Genomic DNA, 22,123 nt, shown 5'->3' on the forward strand with positions numbered 1-22,123 from the left:
TAGGAAGGGCCTTGGCCGCGATGCGGCGGAGGTCCTGCCATGCGCCGCATCGCGGCCAAGGCCGCTCCCACACCCCTGTCGGGGCCGCGGAGTAGAATCGCGGCCATGCGACGCGCCGCCTCCCTCCCCCTGCCCGCTGCCGAAACGGCCGACCGCCGCGACTGGCAGACCCTCAAGAGCCTCTTCCCCTACCTGTGGGCCTACAAGGGCCGGGTGCTGTTCGCCCTGCTCTGCCTGGTGGCCGCCAAGGGCGCCAACGTCTCGGTGCCCATCGTTTTCAAGCACCTAATCGACACCCTGGGGCTGACCACCGAGCAGGCCTACGTGGTGGTGCCTGCCGCGCTGCTGCTGGCCTATGGCGTGCTGCGCTTTTCCAGCTCGCTGTTCACCGAGCTGCGCGAATTCGTCTTCGTGCGCGTCACCCAGCAGGCGGTGCGCGCCATCTCGCTGCAGGTCTTCCGCCACCTGCACGCGCTCAGCCTGCGCTTCCACCTGGAGCGCCAGACCGGCGGCCTGACCCGCGACATCGAGCGCGGCACGCGCTCGATCAACTCGCTGATCAGCTACACCCTGTACTCCATCCTGCCGACCCTGGTGGAGATCGGCCTGGTCATCGGCATCCTCCTGGTGCAGTACGACAGCATCTTCGCGATAGTCACCACGGTGACGCTCGCCGCCTACATCACCTTCACCGTCAAGGTCACCAACTGGCGCAACGCCCTGCGCCGGCGCGCCAACGAGCTCGACTCCGCGGCCAACGCGCGCGCCATCGACAGCCTGCTCAACTTCGAGACGGTGAAGTACTTCAACAACGAGGGCTTCGAGGCCGCGCGCTACGACGAGCAGTTGCAGAAGTGGATCCACGCGCAGACCGTCAACCAGCAGTCGCTCTCGCTGCTCAACCTCGGCCAGGCGGTGATCATCGCCGTCGGCGTGACCGCCATGATGTGGCAGGCCGCCATCCGGGTGGCCGACGGCAGCATGACCATCGGCGACATCGTGCTGGTCAACGCCTTCATGCTGCAGCTCTCCATCCCGCTCAACTTCCTTGGCGTGATGTACCGCGAGCTGCGCCAGGCGCTCACCGACATCGAGCGCATGTTCGGCCTGCTGCATGTAAACCAGGAAGTGGCCGACGCCCCGGACGCGCGTGCGCTGCTGCCCGGGCCGGCCGCGGTGCGCTTCGAGGCGGTCCGTTTTGCCTACGACCCCAAGCGCGCCATCCTGCACGGGGTCGATTTCGACGTGCCGGCCGGCGCCACGGTCGCGGTGGTGGGCCATTCCGGCTCTGGGAAATCCACCCTGGCGCGCCTGCTCTACCGCTTCTACGACGTGCAGGACGGCGCGATCAAGGTGAACGGCCAGGACATCCGCGGACTCACCCAGTCCAGCCTGCGCGCGGCCATCGGCATCGTGCCGCAGGACACCGTGCTGTTCAACGACACCCTGTTCTACAACATCCAGTACGGTCGCCCCGACGCCCCGCGCGAGGAGGTCGAGGCCGCCGCGGACGCCGCCCAACTCACCGACTTCATCGCCCGCCTGCCGGACGGTTTCGACACCCGGGTGGGCGAGCGCGGGCTCAAGCTCTCCGGCGGCGAGAAGCAGCGCGTGGCCATCGCCCGCGCGCTGCTGAAGAACCCCTCCATCCTGATCTTCGACGAGGCCACCTCGGCGCTCGACTCCAAGACCGAGAAGGCCATCCAGGCCCAGCTCGAACGCGCCGCCGCGGGGCGTACCGCGCTGGTCATCGCCCACCGCCTGTCCACGGTGATGAACGCCGACGAGATCATCGTGCTCGACCAGGGCCAAATCGTCGAGCGCGGCACCCACGCCGCGCTGCTCGCCCGTGGCGAGCACTACGCGCGCATGTGGGCGCTGCAGCAGCAGGAGGCCGAACAAGGCGAAGGCTGACGGCGGCCCGGGCGCGGCAAGCGCAAGCGGCCGCTCAGGCCGATGCCAGCCACCAGCCGCCGGCGCCACGCGCCTTGACCTGATACATCGCGCGGTCGGCGCGGCGCATCAGTTCGTCGAGCGATTCGCCATGCTGGGGGTAGAGGCTGATGCCGATGCTGGCGTTGATGCGCAGCGCGTCGCCGTCGTGCGCGAACGGCGTGCGGACTGCCTCGATGACCTTGGCCGCCACCCGCTCGGCATCCTCCAGTGTGCCCATGCGTCCGAGCAGGATGACGAACTCGTCGCCCCCCACCCGCGCCACGGTATCGCTCTGGCGTACCTCGTCGAGCAGTTGTTGCGCCACGTGACGCAACATGCGGTCGCCCACCTCGTGGCCGTGGCGGTCGTTGAGCGGCTTGAAGCCGTCCAGGTCGAAGTACAGCAGCGCCATCGCATGTCCGTCACGCCGCGCCATGGCCATCGACTGCTCGAAGCGGCTGGCCAGCAGCACGCGGTTGGGCAGGCCGGTCAGGCTGTCGTGCAGGGCCAGATGGCGCACCCGCTCCTCGCCCGCGCGCCGCTCGGTGATGTCGGAGAAGATCGCCACGCTCTGCGCCAGCGCTCCGCTCTCGTCGCGCACGGCGGTCAGCGACAGCGTCATCGGATAGCTGCCGCCGTCCTTGCGCACGCCTTCCAACTCGCCCTGCCAGTAGTCGCGCTCGCGTAGCGCCGCCCAGGCCCCGGCCAAAGCCTCGGCAGTCGAGCCACCACCGAAGGGGTCGCGCGAGATGCCCACCACCTCTTCCGCCGTGTGGCCGGTGATGCTGGCGAACGCGGGATTGACCGACTGCACCACACCGTCGGCATCGAACACCACGATGCCCTCCGCGCTGCGCTCGAACATGCGCGCCGCCACCTCCAGCCGGGCCACCAGCTGCTTGCGTTCGGTGACATCCATCATCACCCCGACCGTGCCGGCCGGCGCGCCGGCGGCGTCGCGATGCACCGCCGCACGCACCATCACGTCGCGCACCCGGCCACCGGCGTCGATGATGCGGAAGGCTTCGTCGCAATCCTCGTCGGGCTGCTCGGCCAGACGGGCGAGACGCGTCCGGGCACGTGCGCGATCGTCAGGGTGGAGCAGCTCGCTCCAGGGCCGCCGCAGGCAGCTCTCCACCGCCAGGCCCGACAGCCGGCGCCAGGCCGGCCCAAGATAGGTGACCCGCTGCTCGGCATCGGTGCGGAAGAGCACGTCCTGCAGTTGCTCGGCCATCTCGCGGTGCCACTGCTCGGACTCCACCAGGCGGCGGTGCAGCCGATGCAGCTGCACGACCAGGGTAATGGTCATCGCCGCAATCAGCAGCGCCACGGTTCGCGCGCCCCACTCCAGCGTTGCCTGCCCCGGCGGCATGCCGTTGGCCGTCGCGGCCATCTGCCAGCTGCCATCGAGTACCTGCACGTCCAGCCGGAAGGCTTCCTCGCGCTCGAACAGCTGCGGGTCTCCCCAGAACACCTCGCCCCGCTCGCCGAGTCCATCGACGCCGCGCAGGGCAACCCGGAAAGGCAGTTTTTCCCGGTCCAGGCCGGCTTCGCGCAGCAGTCCGTCGAAATCGATCGGCGTACTCATCAGACCCCAGTAAGGGCCGCTGCGCGGCGGTCCGTCCGCAGGCGTGAGATGAATGGGCACACGGTGGATCAGCGCCCGTCCGCCCTGCACGAGCTCTACCGGGCCGGCCAGGACCGGCCGGCCGGACTCGAGCATCAGCCGCGTGGCGGCGCCCTGTACCGGGTGATTGAGGAGATCGAGGCCGCGCACCGCCTCGTTGCCGCTGAGCGGATAGATCAACGCGACCACGTTGTCCGGCGCCAGGGTGATGTTGCGCAACAGGGTGCGCTCGTTCATCAGCTCGCGTGCGTGGCGCTCGAAGTCCTCGGGGGAGATGCCGCCGCGCGCGGCCACCTCGGCAATGAGACCGGCCGTCATGTTGACCGCCCCGTTCAGCGCGCCTTCCAGCCGGGCACGAACCCCTGCGAGCTCGCTCAGCCGCTCGGCTCGCCAGCGTTCCTGCAGGCTCTGGCCGACCAGCGCACCGGCCACGATGACCAGCACCGAGGCGGTCAGACCGAGCACCAGCAGCACCGCGAGTCCGGCGGACTGGCGCGAAAGCGCACGCATGCGGCCTCCCCCAAAACTGATTCCGGGGAACATTGTAGGCATGCCCTCACCATCCGGGACGCGGAAATCGGCCACGTTCCGCGTCATCCGCTACACTCGTGCGCGGAACGGCGCCCCCGCCCCGACCTGCCGACGGCCCGCCGCACGCACCACATGCTGCCCGGCCGCCTCCCCACCAAGGAGACCGCACCGATGAACCGACCCACCCGCACGGAACACGACCTGCTCGGCGAGCGCGAAGTACCGGCAGACGCCTACTGGGGCATCCACACCCTGCGCGCCCTGGAGAACTACCCGATCACCGGCAAGAGCATCGGCTCCTACCCCGAGCTGGTCCGCGCGCTGGCGCTGGTCAAGCAAGCCGCGGCGCGCGCCAACAACCAGCTCGGCCAACTCGACGCCACCCGTCACCAGGCCATCGAGGAAGCCTGCCGCGAGATCGCCGACGGCCGCCTGCACAGCCAGTTCGTGGTGGACGTGATCCAGGGCGGTGCCGGCACCTCGACCAACATGAACGCCAACGAGGTGATCGCCAACCTGGCGCTGGAGAAGCTGGGCTGGCCCAAGGGCCACTACAAGGAGCTGCACCCGATCAACCACGTCAACATGAGCCAGAGCACCAACGACGTGTACCCCACTGCGCTCAAGCTGGCGGTCGTCTTCGCCATCCAGGGCCTGCTCGAGGCCATGGAAACGCTGCGCGGCGCATTTGCCGACAAAGCCACGGAGTTCGCCGACGTGCTCAAGATCGGTCGCACCCAGCTGCAGGACGCGGTGCCAATGACGCTGGGCCAGGAGTTCTCCACCTACGCCGTGATGATGAGCGAGGACATCGCCCGACTGCGCGAGGCCATTGCGCTGATCCACGAGATCAACCTTGGCGCCACCGCAATCGGTACCGGCATCAACACCGACATCCGCTATGCGAAGATGGCCACCGAGTTCCTGGCCGAGCTTAGCGGCGTGCGCCTGGTGCCGGCGGAGAACCTTGTCGAGGCCACCCAGGACACCGGCTCCTTCGTGCAGCTCTCCGGCGTGCTCAAGCGCATCGCCTGCAAGCTGTCGAAGATCTGCAACGACCTGCGCCTGCTGTCCTCCGGACCGCAGGGCGGCTTGAACGAGATCAACCTGCCGGAGCGCGCCGCGGGCTCGTCCATCATGCCGGGCAAGGTCAATCCGATCATCCCCGAGGTGGTCAACCAGATCGCCTTCGAGGTGATCGGCAACGACGTCACCATCACCATGGCCTCGGAGGGCGGGCAGCTGCAGCTGAACGCCTTCGAGCCCATCATCGGCCATTCGCTGTTCAAGAGCATCGAACACCTGGAGGCCGGCTGCCGCACCCTCGCCGACAACTGCGTGCGCGGCATCACCGCCAACCGCGAACTGCTCGCCGAGCGGGTCCGCACCTCGGCGGGGCTGGCCACCGCGTTGAACCCGCACATCGGCTACGAGCACGCCACCTGGGCCGCGCGCGAGGCGCTGCGCAGCGGGCGCAGCGTGGCCGAACTGGTGCTGGAAAAGGGGCTGATGGACAAGGAAGCGCTGGAGCGCGTGCTGCGTCCGGAGGTGCTCACCGCGCCGCGCCACCAGTGACCGACCGCCTGGAGAACGCCGACATGCCGTACCGCCCAGCCATTGCCCTGATCGCCACCGGCGGCACCATCGCCGGGGCGGCCGCATCGGCCACCGACACCACCGGCTACGCGGCCGGCAGCCTGGGCGCAGCCGAGCTGCTCGCCGCGGTGCCGCAACTGGGCGAACTTGCCGAGATCCGCGCCGAACAGGCGTTCAATCTCGACAGCAAGGACATGGGCCCGGGGCACTGGCTGCAGCTCGCCCGCCGTGCCCAGGCCCTGCTCGACGATCCTGCGATCGACGGCATCGTCATCACGCACGGCACCGACACGCTGGAGGAAACCGCCTGGTTCCTGCACCTGGTGCTGCAGGGCGACAAGCCGGTGGTGATGACCGCGGCGATGCGCCCGGCCACCGCGCTGTCGGCCGACGGGCCGATGAACCTGTGGGAGGCCGTGCAGGTGGCAAGCAGCGCCGCCTTCCGCGGCCCCGGCGTGCTGGTGGCGGTGGGCGGGGAGGTGTTCGGCGCGGCCGACTTCGCCAAGTGCCATACCGTCCGCCCGGCGGCCTTCTGCGCCCCGCAGGGCGGTCCGATGGGACTCGCCGCACCGCCGGCCCGCCTGCGCGGCGGACACACGGCGCCGGCCGCATTGCTCGCGCGCGGCACCCTGGACACGGTGCGCGAGCTGCCCTGGGTGGAGGTGCTGCACGTCTCCGCAGGCGCCGACCCGCGCCTGCTCGACCTGCTGCGCGACGCCGGCGCAGCCGGCGTGGTGCTGGCGCTGCCGGGCAACGGCAGCCTGCCGGACGCCTGGTTGCCGGCCATCGCGCGCGCAGCAGGCGCCGGCCTGCGCCTGCTGCGCGCCAGCCGGGTCGCCGCCGGACCGGTCACCGAGCGCGGCCGCGCCAGCCCCCTGCCGGCGGCCGGTTTCCGCACGGCACTGCAGGCGCGCATCCTGCTGATGCTGGCGCTTGCCACCGGCGACGATAGCCTGCTCGCGCGCGGGGTCGTGGCGCCGGGCTGAACGCCGGGCCGCCCCTAGCCCGGAGTCGCTCCCTCGGGGCGTCGCGCCGGCCCGGCCAGGGCCAAGCGTGGGGGGCTGTTCCCTCAGAGCCCCGGGTCGGTGCCGCCGCCGGCCAGCGCGGCATCAACGATGCGCCGGTTCAGGTGCGGCGCGAACAGCTCGATGAAGGCATACACGTAGCCGCGCAGCCAGGCCTTGCGCGGGATGCCGATGCGGGTGGTGCTGGATTCGAACAGGTGGGCGGCGTCCGCCATGCCGAGGTTGCGGTCCACCACCGGGTCGTAGGCCATGCGCGCCAGGATGCCGATGCCCAGGCCCATGCCGACATAGGTCTTGATCACGTCCGAGTCGATCGCGGTGAGCACCACGTTGGGCTTCAGCCCGCGGCCGAGGAAGGCCTTGTTGATCTGGTTGCGCCCGGTGAAGGCGAAGTCGTAGGTGACGATGGGCCAGCGCGCGATCTCCTCCAGGGTCAGCGGGCTGGCCTGCAGGATGGGGTGGCGTTGCGGCGCGACGATGCAGCGGTTCCACTGATGGCAGGGCAGGGTCACCAGTTCGTCGAACTCGGCGATGGCCTCGGTGGCGATGGCGATGTCGGCCTCGCCGGAGAGCACCATCTCGCACACCTGGCGCGGATTGCCCTGGTGCAGCTCGAGCTTGACCTGCGGGTAGCGCTGCATGAAATCGCGCACCACGGCGGGCAGGGCGTAGCGCGCCTGGGTGTGGGTGGTGGCGATCGACAGGCGGCCGGCGGCCTCGTTGCTGAACTCCTCGCCGACCTGGCGCAGGTTGTCCATGTCGCGCAGCATGCGGCCGACGATCTCCAGCACCGCACGGCCCGGTTCGGTGATCTCCACCAGGCGCTTGCCATGGCGTACGAAGATCTCCACCCCGAGCTCGGATTCGAGCTGACGGATCTGCTTCGACACCCCGGGCTGCGAGGTGAACAGCGCCTCCGCCGCCTCGGAGACGTTGAGCCCGTGGCGGGCCACTTCATGCACATAGCGCAGTTGCTGGAGGTTCATTGCCGATCCCGTCGGAGGGGTTCCCGTAGGAGCGGGCTTGCCCGCGATGGCGGCGTCCGGGGTGTGCCGGATCGATTCGCGGCCAAGGCCGCTCCTACAATCAAAATAACCAGAAGTTCTTAGAGTCTAACGCAGAACAACTTCCAGCACCTATCGCCTCGTTTTACGATGCGCCGCACCATCCCGAGGACCCGGCGCTGGCCGGGCAGACAGAGAACCGCGATGTATCAGTACGACGAATACGATCAACGCCTGGTGGACGAACGTGTCGCCCAGTTCCGCGACCAGACCCGCCGCTACCTGGCCGGCGAACTCGGCGAGGACGAGTTCCGTCCGCTGCGCCTGCAGAACGGCGTGTACATCCAGCGCCACGCGCCGATGCTGCGCATCGCCATCCCCTACGGCAACCTGCGCGCCGCCCAGCTGCGCAAGCTCGCCCACATCGCGCGCACCTACGACCGCGGCTACGCCCATTTCACCACCCGCCAGAACGTGCAGTTCAACTGGCCGGCCCTCGAAGACGTGCCGGAGATCCTCGCCGAGCTGGCCACCGTGCAGATGCACGCCATCCAGACCTCGGGCAACTGCATCCGCAACGTCACCTCCGACCCCTTCGCCGGGGTGGCCGGCGACGAGCACACCGATCCGCGCCCGTGGGCCGAGCTGGTGCGCCAGTGGAGCACCTTCCATCCGGAGTTCGCCTTCCTGCCGCGCAAGTTCAAGATCGCGGTCAATGGCGCGACCGAGGACCGCGCGGTGATCCAGGTGCACGACATCGGCCTCGACCTCAAGCGCGACGAAGCCGGCAACATCGGCTTCCGCGTGCTGGTGGGCGGCGGCCTGGGGCGCACGCCGATCATCGGCGACGAGATCGCCGCCTTCGTGCCTTGGCAGCACGTGCTGTCCTACTGCGAAGCCATCCTGCGGGTCTACAACCTGCACGGCCGGCGCGACAACCTCTACAAGGCGCGTATCAAGATCCTGGTGAAGGCGCTGGGCATCGAGGAATTCCGCCGCCAGGTGGACGCCGAGTTCGCCCACCTCAAGGACGGCCCGGCCACGCTCACCGAAGCGGAAGTGGCGCGCGTGGCGCAGCACTTCGTCGATCCCGAGTACGCCGCGCTGCCGGCCACCGATGCCGGGTACGAAGCGAAGAAGGCGGAGAACAAGCCCTTCGCCGCCTGGGCGAAGCGCAACGTGCGCGCCCACAAGCGTCCGGGCTACGCCAGCGTGGTGCTGTCGCTCAAGCCCACCGGCGTGGCCCCCGGCGACATCACCGCCGAGCAGCTCGACCGCGTGGCCGAACTCTCCGAGCGCTACAGCTTCGGCGAGGTGCGGGTGACCCACGAGCAGAACCTGGTGCTGGCCGACGTGCGCCAGAGCGAGCTCTTCGAGCTCTGGCAGCAGGTGCGCGACGCCCGCCTGTCCACGCCCAACATCGGCCTGCTCACCGACATCATCGCCTGCCCCGGCGGGGACTTCTGCAACCTCGCCAACGCCAAGTCGATTCCGATCGCGAACGCCATCCAGGCGCGCTTCGACAACCTCGACTACCTGCACGACATCGGCGAGATCGAACTCAACATCTCCGGCTGCATGAACGCCTGCGGCCACCACCACGTCGGCCACATCGGCGTGCTGGGCGTCGATAAGAACGGCGAGGAGTGGTACCAGGTCACCATCGGCGGCGACCAGGGCAACCACACCGCGCTGGGCAAGGTCATCGGCCCGTCGTTCGCGGCACACGAGATGCCGGACGTGGTCGAATCCCTCATCGGCGTCTATCTCGAACTGCGCCACGCCGACGAGCGCTTCATCGACACCGTGCGCCGCGTGGGCGCCGAACCGTTCAAGACCCGGGTGTATGCCGATCGTGCCGCCCGCCTGGAAGACGAGAGGAAAGTGGTCAATGGCTGAGATCATCAAGCACGGCGCCATTCACGCCGACGACTGGGAAGTGCTGCGCCTGGCCGAGGACGACGAGGCGGGCAAGGTCGAAGTGGCCCACGGGCGCTGGATCGTGCCGCTCGCGGTGTGGCAGGCCCAGCGCGACAAGCTCGCCGCGCGCGCAGAAGCCGGCGTGCTGGGCGTGTGGCTGGCCGGCGGCGACGACCCGGCGCAACTCGCCGATGATCTCGTGCGCCTGCAGCTCATCGCGGTGGATTTCCCCAAGTTCGCCGACGGCCGCGGTTATTCCATCGCCACCCTGCTGCGTGCCCGCCTGGGCTACGGCGGCGAACTGCGCGCCATCGGCAACGTGCTGCGCGACCAGTTCTTCTTCTACATCCGCTGCGGCTTCGACGTCATCCAGCCGCAGCCGGGCAAGTACAGCGCCGAACAGCTGCAGAGCGCGCTCGCCAGCCTCAAGGACTTCAGCGAGCCCTACCAGGGCGCGGTGGACCGCGCCGAGCCGCTGTTCCGCCGCGTCAGCCGCGAGGTGCGCGCATGAGCACGGCGACCGTCTCCCTGCTGCGCCCGGCGGCCAGCAACCCGGCCACCCGTCCGGAGCTCACCGACGCGCTGCGCGCCGCGGTCGAAGCCAAGACCGCCGCCGCACTTGCCGTGCTGCACGACGCGGTGGCCGAATTCGGCGCCAACGGCGAGCTCACCTTCGCCAACAGCTTCGGCGCCGAGGACATGGTGCTCACCGACCTGATCCTCGCCAACCGTCTGCCGGTCGAGATCTTCTCGCTCGACACCGGGCGTCTGCCCGCGGAGACCTACACGCTGATGGGCGAGGTCGAGCAGCGCTACGGCACGAAGCTCAAGGTGTATTTCCCCGACGCCACGGCGGTGGAGAACTTCGTGCGCAGCCACGGCATCAACGCCTTCTACGACTCGGTGGAGTTGCGCAAGGCCTGCTGCGGCGTGCGCAAGATGGAGCCGCTGCGCCGTGCCCTGGCCGGCAAGAAGGCCTGGATCACCGGCCTGCGCGCCGCCCAGTCGGTGACCCGTACCGGGGTCGCGGTGCGCGAGTTCGACCAGGCCAACGGGCTGGAGAAACTCAACCCGCTGGCCGACTGGAGCGAGGCCGACGTGTGGGCCTACATCCGCCTGCATGAAGTGCCCTACAACGCCCTGCACGACCAGTTCTATCCCAGCATCGGCTGCGCGCCCTGTACCCGCGCGATCGCGCTCGGCGAAGATGTCCGCGCCGGGCGCTGGTGGTGGGAGGACCCGGCCAGCAAGGAATGTGGCCTGCACGTCAAGAAGGGGTAAGCCATGAGCACACCGCATCACCCGCACCCGGCCAGCGCGCCGCACAGCACCCCGGTGGGCGCGCCGAGGCGCAGCCTGCAGCACCGCCTGGGGGCGCTGCGCGCGGGCTTCCGCGCCGCGCTGCGCGCCTTCCGCACGCATCCCGCCAAGCAACCGAGCCGCTAAGAAGATCATCATGTCCACGCTGACCAAACAGACCCTCTCCCACCTCGACTGGCTGGAAGCCGAAGCCATCCACATCCTGCGCGAAGTGGCCGGCCAGTGCGCCAACCCGGTGCTGCTGTTCTCCGGCGGCAAGGATTCGATCTGCCTGCTGCGCCTGGCCGAGAAGGCCTTCCGCCCGGGCCGCTTCCCCTTCCCGCTGATGCACATCGACACCGGGCACAACTACCCGGAAGTCGTCGCCTTCCGCGACAAGCGCGCCGCCGAACTGGGCGAGCGCCTGATCGTGCGCTCGGTGGAGGATTCGATGGCGCGCGGCACCGTGGTGCTCAAGCACCCGGGTGAATCGCGCAACAAGCACCAGTCGGTGACCCTGCTGGAGGCGATCGAGGAATTCGGCTTCGACGCCTGCATCGGCGGCGCGCGGCGCGACGAGGAGAAGGCGCGCGCCAAGGAACGCATCATGAGTTTCCGCGACGAGTTCGGCCAGTGGGACCCGAAGAACCAGCGCCCCGAGCTGTGGAACCTCTACAACGCACGCAGCCACAAGGGCGAGAACATCCGGGCGTTTCCGATCAGCAACTGGACCGAGATGGACGTGTGGCAGTACATCGCCCGCGAGCAGCTGGAACTGCCGTCGATCTACTTCGCCCACACCCGCCCGGTGGTGATCCGCCAGGGCGCGATCGTGCCGGTGAACGTGCCGCTGGTCTCCGGCGAGCTGACCAATCTGCCGAAGCCCGGGGAGGAGATCGTCGAGCGCCGGGTGCGCTTCCGCACCGTGGGCGACATCTCCTGCACCGCACCGGTCGACTCCGACGCCGACACGGTGGAGAAGATCGTGGTCGAGACCGCCACCACCACGATCACCGAGCGAGGCGCCACGCGGCTGGACGACCAGACCTCGGAGGCGTCGATGGAACAGCGCAAGAAGGAAGGGTATTTCTGATTTCAGACTCCCTCCCCTTCAAGGGGAGGGTTGGGGTGGGGATGGGTTTCAGCTGCGTCGCGGAAAACCCATCCCCCTCCCGGCCTCCCCCTTGAAGGGGGAGGAGAAAGACCACCCCGCACCGAACTCAAAGCATTACAGGAATCATGACCATGTCCGCCCCCGAACACCTGCCGGAAATCGACAACGGCCTGCTGCGCTTCCTGACCTGCGGCAGCGTCGACGACGGCAAGAGCACGCTGATCGGCCGCCTGCTGTTCGACAGCAAGACCATCCTCGCCGACACCCTCAACGCCATCGAGAAGACCTCGGCCAAGCGCGGCATGAGCGCAGTGGACCTGTCGCTGCTCACCGATGGCCTGCAGGCCGAGCGCGAGCAGGGCATCACCATCGACGTGGCCTACCGCTACTTCTCCACCGGCACGCGCAAGTACATCATCGCCGACGCGCCGGGCCACGAGCAGTACACCCGCAACATGGTCACCGCCGCGTCCACCGCCAACCTGGCCATCATCCTGGTCGATGCGCGCAAGGGCGTGCTCACCCAGACCCGGCGGCACTCCTACCTGGCCAGCCTGGTCGGCATCCCGCACCTGCTGGTGGCGGTGAACAAGATGGACCTGGTGGACTACGAGCAGGCCGCCTTCGAGCGCATCAAGGCCGACTACCTCGCCTTCGCCGACAAGCTCGGCATCAAGGACGTGCGCTTCATCCCGATCTCCGCGCTGGCCGGCGACATGATCGTCGAGCGCGGCGAGCGCCTCGGCTGGTACGACGGCCCCACCCTGCTGGAGATCCTCGAAGCCGTGCCCGCCGCGCACACCGAGCAGGCCGAGGACTTCCGCTTCCCGGTGCAGTTCGTCTGCCGCCCGCAGGACTCCGCCAACCCCGAACTGCACGACTACCGCGGCTTCATGGGTCGGGTGGAGTCCGGTGAGATCGCCGTGGGCGACGCGGTCACCGTGCTGCCCTCGGGTGCGGCGAGCCGGGTGAAGGCCATCGAGATCGGCGGCGTGCGCCAGGAGCGCGCCATCCACGAGCAATCGGTGACCCTGCTGCTGGAAGACGAGATCGACATCTCGCGCGGCGACCTGATCGTCAAGTCGGCCGAAGCGCCCGAGCCGGTGAAGCAGATCGACGCCACCGTGTGCTGGCTGTCGGAGACCCCGATGAGCCCGGCGCGCACCTACCTGGTGCGCCACACCACCCGCGAGGTGAAGGCCAAAGTGGCGAAGATCGCCCACCGGGTGGACGTCAACACCCTGGCGCACGAAGAGGCCAGCCAGCTGGCGATGAACGACATCGCGCGGGTCACCCTCAAGCTCGCCCAGCCCATCGTCGCCGACCCCTACGCCGACAACCGCGCCACCGGTGCCTTCATCATCATCGACGAGAGCACCAACAACACCGTCGGCGCCGGCATGATCGGCTGATGCCGTATCCGCGAGCCGCCCCCCGCTGCGGGGGCGGGCTCAGCTGATGACGATGATGCGCGACACCAGCTCCGCGGTGTTGCGCGCATCGAGCTTCTTCATCAGGCGCGCCCGGTGGGTCTCCACCGTGCGGTGCGAAATGCCCAGCTTGCGGGCGATCTCCTTGCAGGTCAGCCCGTTCACGATGTAGGTCGAGATCTCGCGCTCGCGCGCGGTCAGGCTGTCGGTGCTGCGCAGCGGCGCGTCCAGACGCGCGAAACTCCACACCATCAGGTCGAAGGGATCGCGCGGGGTCAGCGTCACGCCCTGGGCGCGCGCCCAGAACACTTCCCCGCTGCGGTTCTGCATGAAGCGCTCGTCCGCGTAGCTGCGGCTGCGGCTCTCGCGCAACCAGGCCAGGCAACGCTCGCCGATCACCCGGTAATCCGCCATCGACGGATAGAGTTTGAGGATCAGCTGATTCAGCAGCTCCTCCCGGCGGTAACCGAAGAGCGCCGCAAAGGCGTCGTTGAATTTGACCATGAGGCGGTTGTGGGTAATCACCTGCGCCGTGGGCGACACCCGGAAGGCCAGCAGCTCCAGCTCCTCGGCGCTCATGCGCGCAAGGTCGGCACCACACAGATCGTTCGCCATCAACAAACCGCCTTGCCAATATCTAACGCTACGCAAGCATGTACGTAGTTGAACGGATAGAGCCGGCCATCCACCGCTTCGTAAAGTGTGTGCAACAAAAGACACACTGACTCAGAACGATAACGGAGGAGTACAGCATGGCGGAACACGTCTCTATCGTCGCCAGCGGACACACCCGCTTCGGCCGCCTGGACGGCCAGAACCTGGAAGACCTGATCGTCGCGGCGGCAACGGAAGCCATCGAGGAGGCCGCCATCGTTCCGGCCGAGATCGACGCAGTGTACCTCGGCCACTTCAACTCGGGCATGGTGTCCGACGGCTTTGCGTCCACGCTGATCCACCAGACCCATCCCGGACTGCGCTTCAAGCCCGCCACGCGTTGCGAGAACGCCTGCGCATCGGGTGCAGCGGCGATCTACGCCGGCATCAACGCCATCCGCTCGGGCGCGGCCGAGCTGGTGCTGGTGGTGGGTGCGGAGAAGATGACCGCCAACACCACGGCGCAGGTCACCCAGGCGCTGGCCGGCGCCGGCTACCAGAACAATCCGGCCGAAGCCGGGCTGTCCTTCCCGCAGCTGTTCGGCATCGCGGCGCGCGGCTACGCCGAGCGCTACCGCGATCCGCTGCCGGCCATGGCGCGGATCGCGGCGAAGAACCACGCCAACGCGCTGTTCAACCCGCTCGCCCACATGCACCGCGAAGCCAGCTTCGAGTTCTGCAACACGGTATCCGACAAGAACCCGGAGATCGCCCCGCCGCTGCGCCTGACCGACTGCTCGCTGATCACCGACGGCGCCGCCGCGATCATCCTCGCCTCGCCCGAGCGCGCCCGCCGCTTCCCACGCGAAGTGGCTTTCCGCGCCGTCTCGCAGGTCAATGACTTCCTGCCGCTCGAGCACCGCGACTTCATCGCCTTCGAGGGCCCGCGGCGCGCCATCCAGAGCGCCTACGCCAGTGCGGGCATAGTCGTCGACCAGCTCGACTTCGCCGAGGTGCACGACTGCTTCACCATTGCCGAGCTGATGATCTACGAGGCCATGGGCCTGGCGCCGCAGGGCGAAGGCCACCGCGCGCTGGAGGACGGCACCGTGCTGCGCGACGGCCGCCTGCCGGTGAACCTGTCCGGCGGCCTCAAGGCCAAGGGCCACCCGGTCGGCGCCACCGGCGTATCGATGCACGCGCTGGCCTTCCGCCAACTCACCGGACGCGCCGGCGACATCCAGCGCGCCGGCGCGGAGCTGGGCCTGGTGTTCAACATGGGCGGTGCCGCGGTCGCCAACTACGCCTCGATTCTCGAAGCCAAGCGCGCCTGAGGTTTCCGCACCATGAACATCGCCAACTGGCTGCACGCCGCAGCCCGTGTGCATCCGCACGCCCCTGCCCTGTTCAGCGGCGACACGCTGCGCGCCGACTACGCCACCTTCGCGCTGCGCGCCAGCTCCCTGGCGCGCGTCCTGGCGGACGAGCATGGCATCGCCGCGGGTGACCGCGTCGCCGTGTTCGCGCGCAACTGCGTCGAATACCTGGAAGTGCTCTATGCGGTGTGGTGGGCCGGCGCCGTCGTGGTGCCGGTCAATCACAAGCTGCATCCGGCAGAAGCCGCGTGGATCATCGAGCACGCCGAAGCCTCCGTGGTGTTCACCGACGCGGGCGCCACCTTCGGCCCCGGCCAGCTCCCCGCGGGCTGCGCGGAACGCGCCATCGAGGGCGAGGCCTATCGTCTGGCCGCCAACAGCCACGGCACGCTCGTCCCGCCGCACGAGGCCGCCCCCGACGACCTCGCCTGGCTGTTCTACACCTCCGGCACCACCGGGCGCCCCAAGGGTGTGATGCTCTCGCACGCCAACCTGGTGGCGATGAGCACCAGCTACCCGATCGACGTCGACCCGGTCTCGCCGGCCGACGCGGCGCTCTACGCCGCCCCGATGTCGCACGGCGCGGGCCTGTACAACTTCATCCACGTGCGTCACGCGGCACGCCACGTGGTGCCGGAATCGCGCGGCTTCGTCGCGGCGGAGATCTTCGCGCTGGCGCGCACGCTGCGCCAGGTGTCGATGTTCGCCGCGCCCACCATGATCAAACGCATGGTCGACGAGGCGCGCCGCAGCGGCAGCACCGGCGACGGCATCAAGTCGGTGATCTACGGCGGAGGGCCGATGTACGTGGCCGACATCAAGGAGGCGCTGGCCGTTCTCGGGCCGCGCTTCATCCAGATCTACGGCCAGGGCGAGAGCCCGATGACGATCACCGCGCTGGGCCGCAGCCTGGTGGCCGGCCCCGACCATGCGGAGCGCGACCGCATCCTGGCCTCTGTGGGCACGGCGCAGTCCTGCGTGGACGTGAAGGTGGTCGATGAGCACATGAACGCGCTGCCGCCGGGCGTGCCGGGCGAAGTGGCCGTGCGCGGGGCGACGGTGATGCGCGGCTACTGGCGCAACGAGGAAGCCACCCGCCAGAGCATCGTCGACGGCTGGCTGCGCACCGGCGACGTCGGCTACCTGAGCGAAGACGGCTTCCTCACGCTGACCGACCGCAGCAAGGACGTGATCATTTCCGGCGGCACCAACATCTACCCGCGCGAGGTCGAGGAAGTCCTCACCCGGCACGAGGCGGTCGCCGAGGTCTCGGTGGTCGGCGAACGCGACGCGGAATGGGGCGAGATCGTCGTCGCCTTCGTGGTGCCCCTGGCCGGCGCGACGCTCGACGACGCGACGCTGGAGCACTGGTGCCGTCAGCACATCGCCTCGTTCAAGAAGCCCAAGCGCTATGTGTTCTGCAGCGAACTGCCGAAGAACAGCTACGGCAAGGTACTGAAGACCGAACTACGCAAGCAGTTGCTCGCGTGAAACCACAGGCCGGCGTCCGTCCGGCCGATCAGGAGGAGAGACAGCATGGATAGACGGAGCTTTGTGAAAGGCGGGGCTGCACTGGCCGGCGCCGGACTGCTGGGCGGCATGAGCCTGCCGGCCTTCGCGCAGAAACGCATCAGCATCAAGTTCGACAGCTACGTGTCGGAGTCGGCCGGCCCCTCGCGGCTGGACCAGTGGTTCCTGACCGAACTGGAGAAGCGCACCCAGGGCCAGGTGCGGGTGCGCCGCTACTGGGCGCAATCGCTCAACAAGGTGGGCGAACACCTGTCGGCGGTGCGCGACGCCACCTCCGAGATGTCGCTGATCGCCCCGGGGTACTACCAGGCCGAACTGCCGGTCACCCGCGGCCTGGAGTGGTATTTCCGCATGAACCGCGCCGACGCCATGCAGCTGGTGTGCCGCGACGTGTACGAGCAGTTCGAGCCGCTGCGCCGCGAATGGGAAGAGCGCCACCGCGCCAAGGTGATGTACTGGACCAACTGGTACTACGCCCCGCTGGTCACCCGCGAGCCGATCCGCTCGCTGGAGGACATCAAGGGCAAGCGCATCCGCGGCTACGGCGTGGCCACCGAAGTCATCGAGCGCCTGGGCGGCACCGCGGTGCCGATGGCAGCGCCGGAAGTGTATGCCGCGCTGGAGCGCGGCGTGCTGGACGGCGTGTATGGCTTTGACTTCATCACCTCGGTGGCCTACAAGCTGCACGAGATCGCCCCGCACTTCACCGACATCGGCGACGGCCCGCACGCCCCTTCGGCCACCGTCATCAGCATGGACACCTGGAACGCCATGCCGGCGCCGGTACAGCAGGCCTGCAACGAGATCGTCGAGGAAATCTACGCCGGCAAGTACGTGGATATCTTCAGCGCGGCGGCGAGCGAGTACGTGGCCAAGGCCAAGGCCGAGGGCGTGCGCTTCACCTCGCTGCCGGACGCCGAGAAAGCGCGCGCCCGGGCGCTGATCCAGCCTGCCCAGACCGAGGGCTGGATGGAAAAGGTGGCCAAGCCGGCCGGCATCGACGGCGCCCGCATGCAGGAACTGATCGAAGCCGCCATCCGCAAGTACGACGGGCAGGGCCGCCTGAAGCGGCCGATCGAGCTCGCCGCGCTCTAAGCCCCCGACACGGCCAGGCCGCCCCATTCGGCGCGCGCCGGCCGTATCCGTCCCTCCAGAATGCCGCCGGCAGCCGGACTCGTTCCGGCTGCCGGCCGTTCCCCGCGCTTCCGAGGCTGCCACCATGCACTACCTACGCGCCGCCCTGCAGGCAGCGTCCGACCTCCTCGGCCGGATCGCACTTGTCTGCATGGCCTTCCTGATGCTGGCCACCACCGTGGACGTCAGCGTCCGCGCCATCACCGGCAAGCCGATCTCGGGCATTTTCGAGCTCTCCGAGCTCGCCATGGCCCTGATCGTCTTTCTCGGCCTGGGCTGGACTCAGCTCGACGACGCCCACATCCGCGTCACCGCGCTGAGCCAGCTCGCCCCGCCGCGCGTGCGCCGCCTCATGGACGCCCTGTCGTGGAGCGCCGCCGCCGCCGCGCTCTTCCTGCTCGCCCTGCCGGCCAGCGAGGACGCCGCGCGCGCCTTCGCCATCCGCGAGTTCCGCTGGGGCTACATCGAGTTCCCCATCTGGTGGGCCAAGATCGCGCTCGCCGCCGGCCTGTGGTTCGGCACCGTGCAAATGGCCTTCGCCGCCATCTCCGCCCTGGTCGGACAGCCCTCCGCAGTACCGTCCACCGATACCCCCGCCGGCATGACCCCGGAGTTCCGCAACCATGGATGAAATCACCGTCACCCTGCTCGCCACCGGGCTGATCTTCGTGCTGCTCGCGCTCGGCGCGCCGGTGTTCGCCGCGCTGGCCCTGGCCGGCGTGTTCGGCATCGCCATGGTCGAGGACCTCGGCTTCGTGCTCAACCGCCTCAAGGCCTATTCCTACACCCAGAGCGCGGTGTACCTGCTCACCGTGATCCCGCTGTTCATCCTGATGGGCAACCTCGCCCAGGAGGCCGGGGTGGGCCAGCGCCTGTTCAACGTGGCGCGCAAGTGGGTCGGCCACCTGCCCGGCGGCCTGGCCGTGGCCAGCGTGCTGACCAGCGCGGGTTTCGCGGCCACCTCGGGCTCCAGCGTGGCCACCGCGGCCACCGTGGGCGCGGTGGCCATCCCCGAGATGAAGAAGGCCGGCTACGACCGCCGCCTGAGCACCGGCGCGGTCGCCGCCGGCGGCGTGCTGGGCGTGCTGATCCCGCCCAGCGTGCTGCTGATCTTCTACGCGGCGCTGACCGAAGTGTCGGCCGGCAAGATGCTGATCGCCGGCATCATCCCCGGCGCGCTGTCGACGCTGATCTTCATCGTCGGCATCTTCGCCCTCAGCCTGTACGCCCCGCCCAGCTCGGCACGCCCCGAACGTTACGGCTGGCGCGAACGCATCGTGTCGCTGAAGGAGGCCTGGCAGGTCAACGTGCTGTTCATCGTGGTGTTGGGCGGCATCTACCTCGGCCTGGTGACGCCGACCGAGGCTGGCGCAGTGGGCGCCTTCACCGCCTTCCTGATGCTGATGTTCGCCCGCCGCCGCAGCGGTGGCCTGTGGGGCGCCATGCAGGGTAGCTTCCGCTCGTCGATCACCACCACGGTGATGATCCTGTTCACCATGCTCGGCGCCGGCATCTTCAGCTACTTTCTCACCCTGGTGCAGGTGCCGCAGCTGATCGCCGAGTACGTGACCGGCATCGACGCCGCGCCGCTGCTGATCATCGGCCTGCTCCTGCTGCTCTACTTTCCGCTCGGGATGTTCCTCGACGCCTTCTCCATGCTGGTCATCACCCTGCCGGTGATGTTCCCCACCGTGCAGGCGCTGGGCTTCGACCCGATCTGGTTCGGCATTCTGGCGGTGAAGATGTGCGAGATCGGCCTCATCACCCCGCCGGTCGGCCTCAACGTCTATGTGATCGCCGGTATCGACCGCGACACCCCGCTGCTCGACATCTTCCGCGGCGCGGGCTGGTTCGTGATCATGGAGATCGTCACCACCCTGCTGATCTTCTTCTTCCCGCTGATCGTCACCTGGCTGCCCGACACCATGATGGGCAGCTGAGCGCACCGCGGACTTGGCGGCGCGGGGCGGGCAGGACGATAATCGTCCGCCCCGCCCCCGCTCGCCGACGCCCGACCGTGACATCACCGCCTTCCAGCCCGCAGTCCCCCGGCACCCGCCTCGACAAGTGGCTGTGGGCCGCACGCTTCTTCAAGCACCGCAGCGGCGCCACCGAGGCCGTTGACGGCGGCAAGGTGCGGGTGAACGGCCTGGCGGTCAAACCCGCCCGCACGGTGAAACCCGGCGACACGCTGGAAATCACCGTCGGCGAGCAGCAGTTCGTGGTCACCGTGCGTGCCACCGCCGACAAGCGCGGGCCTGCCAGCGTGGCCCAGACCCTGTACGAAGAGACGGCCGAGAGCCTCGCACGCCGCGAGCAGCAACGCGAACAGCGCCACGTAGCCCCGCCGCCGGGCGCAGACCTGCACGGCCGCCCCACCAAGCGCGACCGCCGCCGCATCGACCGCTTCCGCGACCTGTAACACGGCTGCGCCCGCAGCACGCCCCCGGAACATCTGCCGGGCGCTACACTCACATTGATTGGACCCGCGGCGCCCGACGCGCCGCCGCCCTTCCTCGCTGCGGAGGAGGCTTCAATGCGGACGACAGCCCTGCGGCACCTGCGCCACCTGCTGATAGGCTTCTGCCTGCTGGCAGGCAGCCTGCTGCTGTCCGGCGCCCCGACCCGCGCCCAGGAGATCGCCCCCGCCACGCCGGCCCAGGCCACCGTGCTCACCCTGCGGGTGGACGGCGTCATCGGCCCGGCCAGCGCCGACTTCATCCAGCGCGGCCTGCGCCGCGCGGCCGAGCGCAATGCCATGCTGGTGGTGATCGAGCTCGACACCCCGGGCGGGCTGGACACCTCGATGCGCCTGATCATCAAGGACATCCTCGCCTCGCCGGTGCCGGTAGCCACCTTCGTCATGCCCGACGGCGCGCGCGCCGCCAGCGCCGGCACCTACATCCTCTACGCCAGCCACATCGCCGCGATGGCGCCGGCCACCAACCTGGGCGCGGCCACCCCGGTGGCGATCGGCATCGGCGGCGCGCAGCCCGGCGGCAAGGACGAGGGCGCCGACAAGGGCGAACCGGCAAGCGAGGGCGACAAGGATGCCGGCAAGGACGACGCCCGCCCGCGCACCCCCGGCGGCAGCGAGGCGATGAGCGCCAAGGCGGTCAACGATGCCGCCGCCTACATCCGCAGCCTGGCGCAACTGCGCGGGCGCAACGCCGACTTCGCCGAGCGCGCGGTACGCGAGGCGATGAGCCTGTCGGCGCAGGAGGCGCTCGAGCAGGGCGTGATAGACGTGGTCGCAGCCGATCTGTCCGCCCTGCTGCGCCAAATCGACGGCCGCGAGGTGGCCGTAGCCGGCGGCAAGCTCACCCTGGCCACCGCCGGCGCGGTGGTCGAGCACCAGGAGCCCGATCTGCGCAATCGCATACTCGCCGCGCTGGCCAATCCGCAGGTGGCGCTGATCCTGATGATGATCGGCATCTACGGGCTGTTCTTCGAATTCACCAGCCCGGGCTTCGGCGTACCCGGGGTGGCAGGCGCGATCTGCCTGCTGATCGCGCTCTACGCCTTCCAGCTGCTGCCGGTGAACTGGGCGGGCGTGGCGCTGCTGGCGATCGGCGCCGCGCTGATGCTGGCCGAGGCCTTCGCCCCCAGCTTCGGCGTGCTCGGCGTGGGCGGGCTGATCGCCTTCGTGGTCGGCGGGTTGTTCCTGATCGACACCGACGTGCCCGGCTTCGGCATTCCCCTGCCCTTCCTCGCCGGCGTGGCGCTGGCCAGCGCGGCGATCATCTTCGCGGTCGGCGGCTTCGCGGTGAAGAGCCGCCAGCGCCGGGTGGTGAGCGGGCGCGAGGAGATGATAGGCAGCATCGGCCAGGTGACCGGGCCGACCGGCGACGGCGCCTACTGGGTGCACACCCATGGCGAGAACTGGCGCGCACGCGCGCCCGGCGAGCTGGCCCCTGGTCGGCGCGTGCGGGTGACCGCGATCGAAGGCCTGACGCTGGACGTCGTTCCCGACGACGAACCGGCAAGCGGACAAGGGAGGTAAGCGAC

General features: G+C 69.1%; 19 protein-coding genes. 16 read left to right on the forward strand and 3 right to left on the reverse strand.

Translation table 11 applies throughout. The annotated features are described in order from the left end of the window. Nucleotides 1–105: 105 nt before the first annotated feature. A complete protein-coding gene (locus tag IAI53_RS11660) occupies nucleotides 106–1,914 on the forward strand; it encodes an ABCB family ABC transporter ATP-binding protein/permease (protein ID WP_187718371.1) in 1,809 nt (602 codons plus the stop codon). Between the two features lie 34 nt (nucleotides 1,915–1,948). On the opposite strand, the gene IAI53_RS11665 is transcribed toward IAI53_RS11660, so the two are convergent. Then, complete coding sequence (locus IAI53_RS11665) at nucleotides 1,949–4,072, reverse strand: sensor domain-containing diguanylate cyclase (RefSeq protein ID WP_187718372.1); 2,124 nt, start codon at nucleotides 4,070–4,072, stop codon at nucleotides 1,949–1,951. Nucleotides 4,073–4,264: 192 nt separating this feature from the next. Here IAI53_RS11665 and aspA point away from each other — a divergent pair, with 192 nt between their 5' ends. Both aspA and IAI53_RS11675 read left to right on the forward strand, forming a co-directional pair. Further along, nucleotides 4,265–5,668 carry an aspartate ammonia-lyase gene (gene aspA / locus IAI53_RS11670; protein WP_187718373.1) on the forward strand — a complete coding sequence of 468 codons (1,404 nt, stop codon included), beginning with the start codon at nucleotides 4,265–4,267 and terminating at the stop codon, nucleotides 5,666–5,668. Between the two features lie 23 nt (nucleotides 5,669–5,691). Further along, nucleotides 5,692–6,675, forward strand: a complete 984-nt coding sequence (locus IAI53_RS11675) for an asparaginase (RefSeq protein WP_187718374.1) — start codon at nucleotides 5,692–5,694, stop codon at nucleotides 6,673–6,675. 83 nt (nucleotides 6,676–6,758) lie between these two features. Here IAI53_RS11675 and cysB read toward each other — a convergent pair whose 3' ends face one another. Then, entirely contained in the window at nucleotides 6,759–7,700 is a 942-nt protein-coding gene (gene cysB / locus IAI53_RS11680) for an HTH-type transcriptional regulator CysB (RefSeq protein WP_187718375.1), read from the reverse strand. A 222-nt stretch (nucleotides 7,701–7,922) separates the two neighbouring features. On the opposite strand from cysB, the gene IAI53_RS11685 reads away from it, so the two are divergent. The 6 genes from IAI53_RS11685 (at nucleotide 7,923) to cysN (ending at nucleotide 13,463) form a co-directional block, all read left to right on the forward strand. Then, on the forward strand, nucleotides 7,923–9,617 hold the full coding sequence (locus tag IAI53_RS11685; RefSeq protein ID WP_187718376.1) for a nitrite/sulfite reductase: 1,695 nt from the start codon (nucleotides 7,923–7,925) through the stop codon (nucleotides 9,615–9,617). After that, nucleotides 9,610–10,149 (forward strand): DUF934 domain-containing protein, encoded by a 540-nt coding sequence (locus IAI53_RS11690; protein WP_187718377.1) that lies wholly within the window; start codon nucleotides 9,610–9,612, stop codon nucleotides 10,147–10,149. Before IAI53_RS11685 ends, IAI53_RS11690 begins: the two co-directional genes overlap by 8 nt. Beyond that, on the forward strand, nucleotides 10,146–10,919 hold the full coding sequence (locus tag IAI53_RS11695; protein WP_187718378.1) for a phosphoadenylyl-sulfate reductase: 774 nt from the start codon (nucleotides 10,146–10,148) through the stop codon (nucleotides 10,917–10,919). Before IAI53_RS11690 ends, IAI53_RS11695 begins: the two co-directional genes overlap by 4 nt. A 3-nt stretch (nucleotides 10,920–10,922) precedes the next feature. After that, nucleotides 10,923–11,084 carry a hypothetical protein gene (locus tag IAI53_RS11700; protein WP_187718379.1) on the forward strand — a complete coding sequence of 54 codons (162 nt, stop codon included), beginning with the start codon at nucleotides 10,923–10,925 and terminating at the stop codon, nucleotides 11,082–11,084. Nucleotides 11,085–11,094: 10 nt separating this feature from the next. After that, nucleotides 11,095–12,030, forward strand: a complete 936-nt coding sequence (cysD, locus tag IAI53_RS11705) for a sulfate adenylyltransferase subunit CysD (RefSeq protein ID WP_187718380.1) — start codon at nucleotides 11,095–11,097, stop codon at nucleotides 12,028–12,030. 152 nt (nucleotides 12,031–12,182) lie between these two features. Next, entirely contained in the window at nucleotides 12,183–13,463 is a 1,281-nt protein-coding gene (gene cysN, locus IAI53_RS11710; protein ID WP_187718381.1) for a sulfate adenylyltransferase subunit CysN, read from the forward strand. A gap of 39 nt (nucleotides 13,464–13,502) precedes the next feature. Here the strand turns inward: cysN and IAI53_RS11715 are convergent, their stop codons facing one another. Further along, nucleotides 13,503–14,096, reverse strand: a complete 594-nt coding sequence (locus tag IAI53_RS11715) for a LuxR C-terminal-related transcriptional regulator (RefSeq protein WP_222948284.1) — start codon at nucleotides 14,094–14,096, stop codon at nucleotides 13,503–13,505. Between the two features lie 137 nt (nucleotides 14,097–14,233). Here IAI53_RS11715 and IAI53_RS11720 point away from each other — a divergent pair, with 137 nt between their 5' ends. The 7 genes from IAI53_RS11720 to IAI53_RS11750 all read left to right on the forward strand — a co-directional run bounded on the left by IAI53_RS11720 (nucleotide 14,234) and on the right by IAI53_RS11750 (nucleotide 22,118). Continuing rightward, complete coding sequence (locus tag IAI53_RS11720; protein WP_187718382.1) at nucleotides 14,234–15,409, forward strand: acetyl-CoA acetyltransferase; 1,176 nt, start codon at nucleotides 14,234–14,236, stop codon at nucleotides 15,407–15,409. 12 nt (nucleotides 15,410–15,421) lie between these two features. Continuing rightward, nucleotides 15,422–16,942, forward strand: coding sequence for an AMP-binding protein (locus tag IAI53_RS11725; protein WP_187718383.1), 1,521 nt, complete (start codon nucleotides 15,422–15,424; stop codon nucleotides 16,940–16,942). Between the two features lie 45 nt (nucleotides 16,943–16,987). Then, nucleotides 16,988–18,076: a C4-dicarboxylate TRAP transporter substrate-binding protein gene (locus tag IAI53_RS11730; protein WP_187718384.1), complete on the forward strand. Its 1,089-nt coding sequence runs from the start codon at nucleotides 16,988–16,990 to the stop codon at nucleotides 18,074–18,076. 124 nt (nucleotides 18,077–18,200) lie between these two features. Further along, nucleotides 18,201–18,746 carry a TRAP transporter small permease gene (locus IAI53_RS11735; RefSeq protein WP_187718385.1) on the forward strand — a complete coding sequence of 182 codons (546 nt, stop codon included), beginning with the start codon at nucleotides 18,201–18,203 and terminating at the stop codon, nucleotides 18,744–18,746. Continuing rightward, nucleotides 18,739–20,055 carry a TRAP transporter large permease gene (locus IAI53_RS11740; RefSeq protein ID WP_187718386.1) on the forward strand — a complete coding sequence of 439 codons (1,317 nt, stop codon included), beginning with the start codon at nucleotides 18,739–18,741 and terminating at the stop codon, nucleotides 20,053–20,055. The genes IAI53_RS11735 and IAI53_RS11740 overlap by 8 nt, the downstream gene beginning before the upstream one ends. Before the next feature lie 77 nt (nucleotides 20,056–20,132). Continuing rightward, complete coding sequence (locus IAI53_RS11745; RefSeq protein WP_187718387.1) at nucleotides 20,133–20,537, forward strand: RNA-binding S4 domain-containing protein; 405 nt, start codon at nucleotides 20,133–20,135, stop codon at nucleotides 20,535–20,537. Nucleotides 20,538–20,651: 114 nt separating this feature from the next. Further along, entirely contained in the window at nucleotides 20,652–22,118 is a 1,467-nt protein-coding gene (locus IAI53_RS11750) for an NfeD family protein (protein ID WP_187718388.1), read from the forward strand. Nucleotides 22,119–22,123: the final 5 nt, after the last annotated feature.

Source organism: Thauera sedimentorum (assembly GCF_014489115.1).
Taxonomy (GTDB): domain Bacteria; phylum Pseudomonadota; class Gammaproteobacteria; order Burkholderiales; family Rhodocyclaceae; genus Pseudothauera; species Pseudothauera sedimentorum.

What these genes read in the sequence shown, in the direction of transcription:
- IAI53_RS11720 (WP_187718382.1), top strand. Translation starts at nt 14,234, where the DNA reads ATGGCGGAACACGTCTCTATCGTCGCCAGCGGACACACCCGCTTCGGC.
- IAI53_RS11690 (WP_187718377.1), top strand. Translation starts at nt 9,610, where the DNA reads ATGGCTGAGATCATCAAGCACGGCGCCATTCACGCCGACGACTGGGAA.
- cysB (WP_187718375.1), bottom strand. Translation starts at nt 7,700, where the DNA reads ATGAACCTCCAGCAACTGCGCTATGTGCATGAAGTGGCCCGCCACGGG.
- IAI53_RS11735 (WP_187718385.1), top strand. Translation starts at nt 18,201, where the DNA reads ATGCACTACCTACGCGCCGCCCTGCAGGCAGCGTCCGACCTCCTCGGC.
- IAI53_RS11695 (WP_187718378.1), top strand. Translation starts at nt 10,146, where the DNA reads ATGAGCACGGCGACCGTCTCCCTGCTGCGCCCGGCGGCCAGCAACCCG.
- cysD (WP_187718380.1), top strand. Translation starts at nt 11,095, where the DNA reads ATGTCCACGCTGACCAAACAGACCCTCTCCCACCTCGACTGGCTGGAA.
- IAI53_RS11700 (WP_187718379.1), top strand. Translation starts at nt 10,923, where the DNA reads ATGAGCACACCGCATCACCCGCACCCGGCCAGCGCGCCGCACAGCACC.
- cysN (WP_187718381.1), top strand. Translation starts at nt 12,183, where the DNA reads ATGTCCGCCCCCGAACACCTGCCGGAAATCGACAACGGCCTGCTGCGC.
- IAI53_RS11660 (WP_187718371.1), top strand. Translation starts at nt 106, where the DNA reads ATGCGACGCGCCGCCTCCCTCCCCCTGCCCGCTGCCGAAACGGCCGAC.
- IAI53_RS11740 (WP_187718386.1), top strand. Translation starts at nt 18,739, where the DNA reads ATGGATGAAATCACCGTCACCCTGCTCGCCACCGGGCTGATCTTCGTG.
- aspA (WP_187718373.1), top strand. Translation starts at nt 4,265, where the DNA reads ATGAACCGACCCACCCGCACGGAACACGACCTGCTCGGCGAGCGCGAA.
- IAI53_RS11715 (WP_222948284.1), bottom strand. Translation starts at nt 14,096, where the DNA reads ATGGCGAACGATCTGTGTGGTGCCGACCTTGCGCGCATGAGCGCCGAG.
- IAI53_RS11750 (WP_187718388.1), top strand. Translation starts at nt 20,652, where the DNA reads ATGCGGACGACAGCCCTGCGGCACCTGCGCCACCTGCTGATAGGCTTC.
- IAI53_RS11675 (WP_187718374.1), top strand. Translation starts at nt 5,692, where the DNA reads ATGCCGTACCGCCCAGCCATTGCCCTGATCGCCACCGGCGGCACCATC.
- IAI53_RS11665 (WP_187718372.1), bottom strand. Translation starts at nt 4,072, where the DNA reads ATGCGTGCGCTTTCGCGCCAGTCCGCCGGACTCGCGGTGCTGCTGGTG.
- IAI53_RS11730 (WP_187718384.1), top strand. Translation starts at nt 16,988, where the DNA reads ATGGATAGACGGAGCTTTGTGAAAGGCGGGGCTGCACTGGCCGGCGCC.
- IAI53_RS11685 (WP_187718376.1), top strand. Translation starts at nt 7,923, where the DNA reads ATGTATCAGTACGACGAATACGATCAACGCCTGGTGGACGAACGTGTC.
- IAI53_RS11725 (WP_187718383.1), top strand. Translation starts at nt 15,422, where the DNA reads ATGAACATCGCCAACTGGCTGCACGCCGCAGCCCGTGTGCATCCGCAC.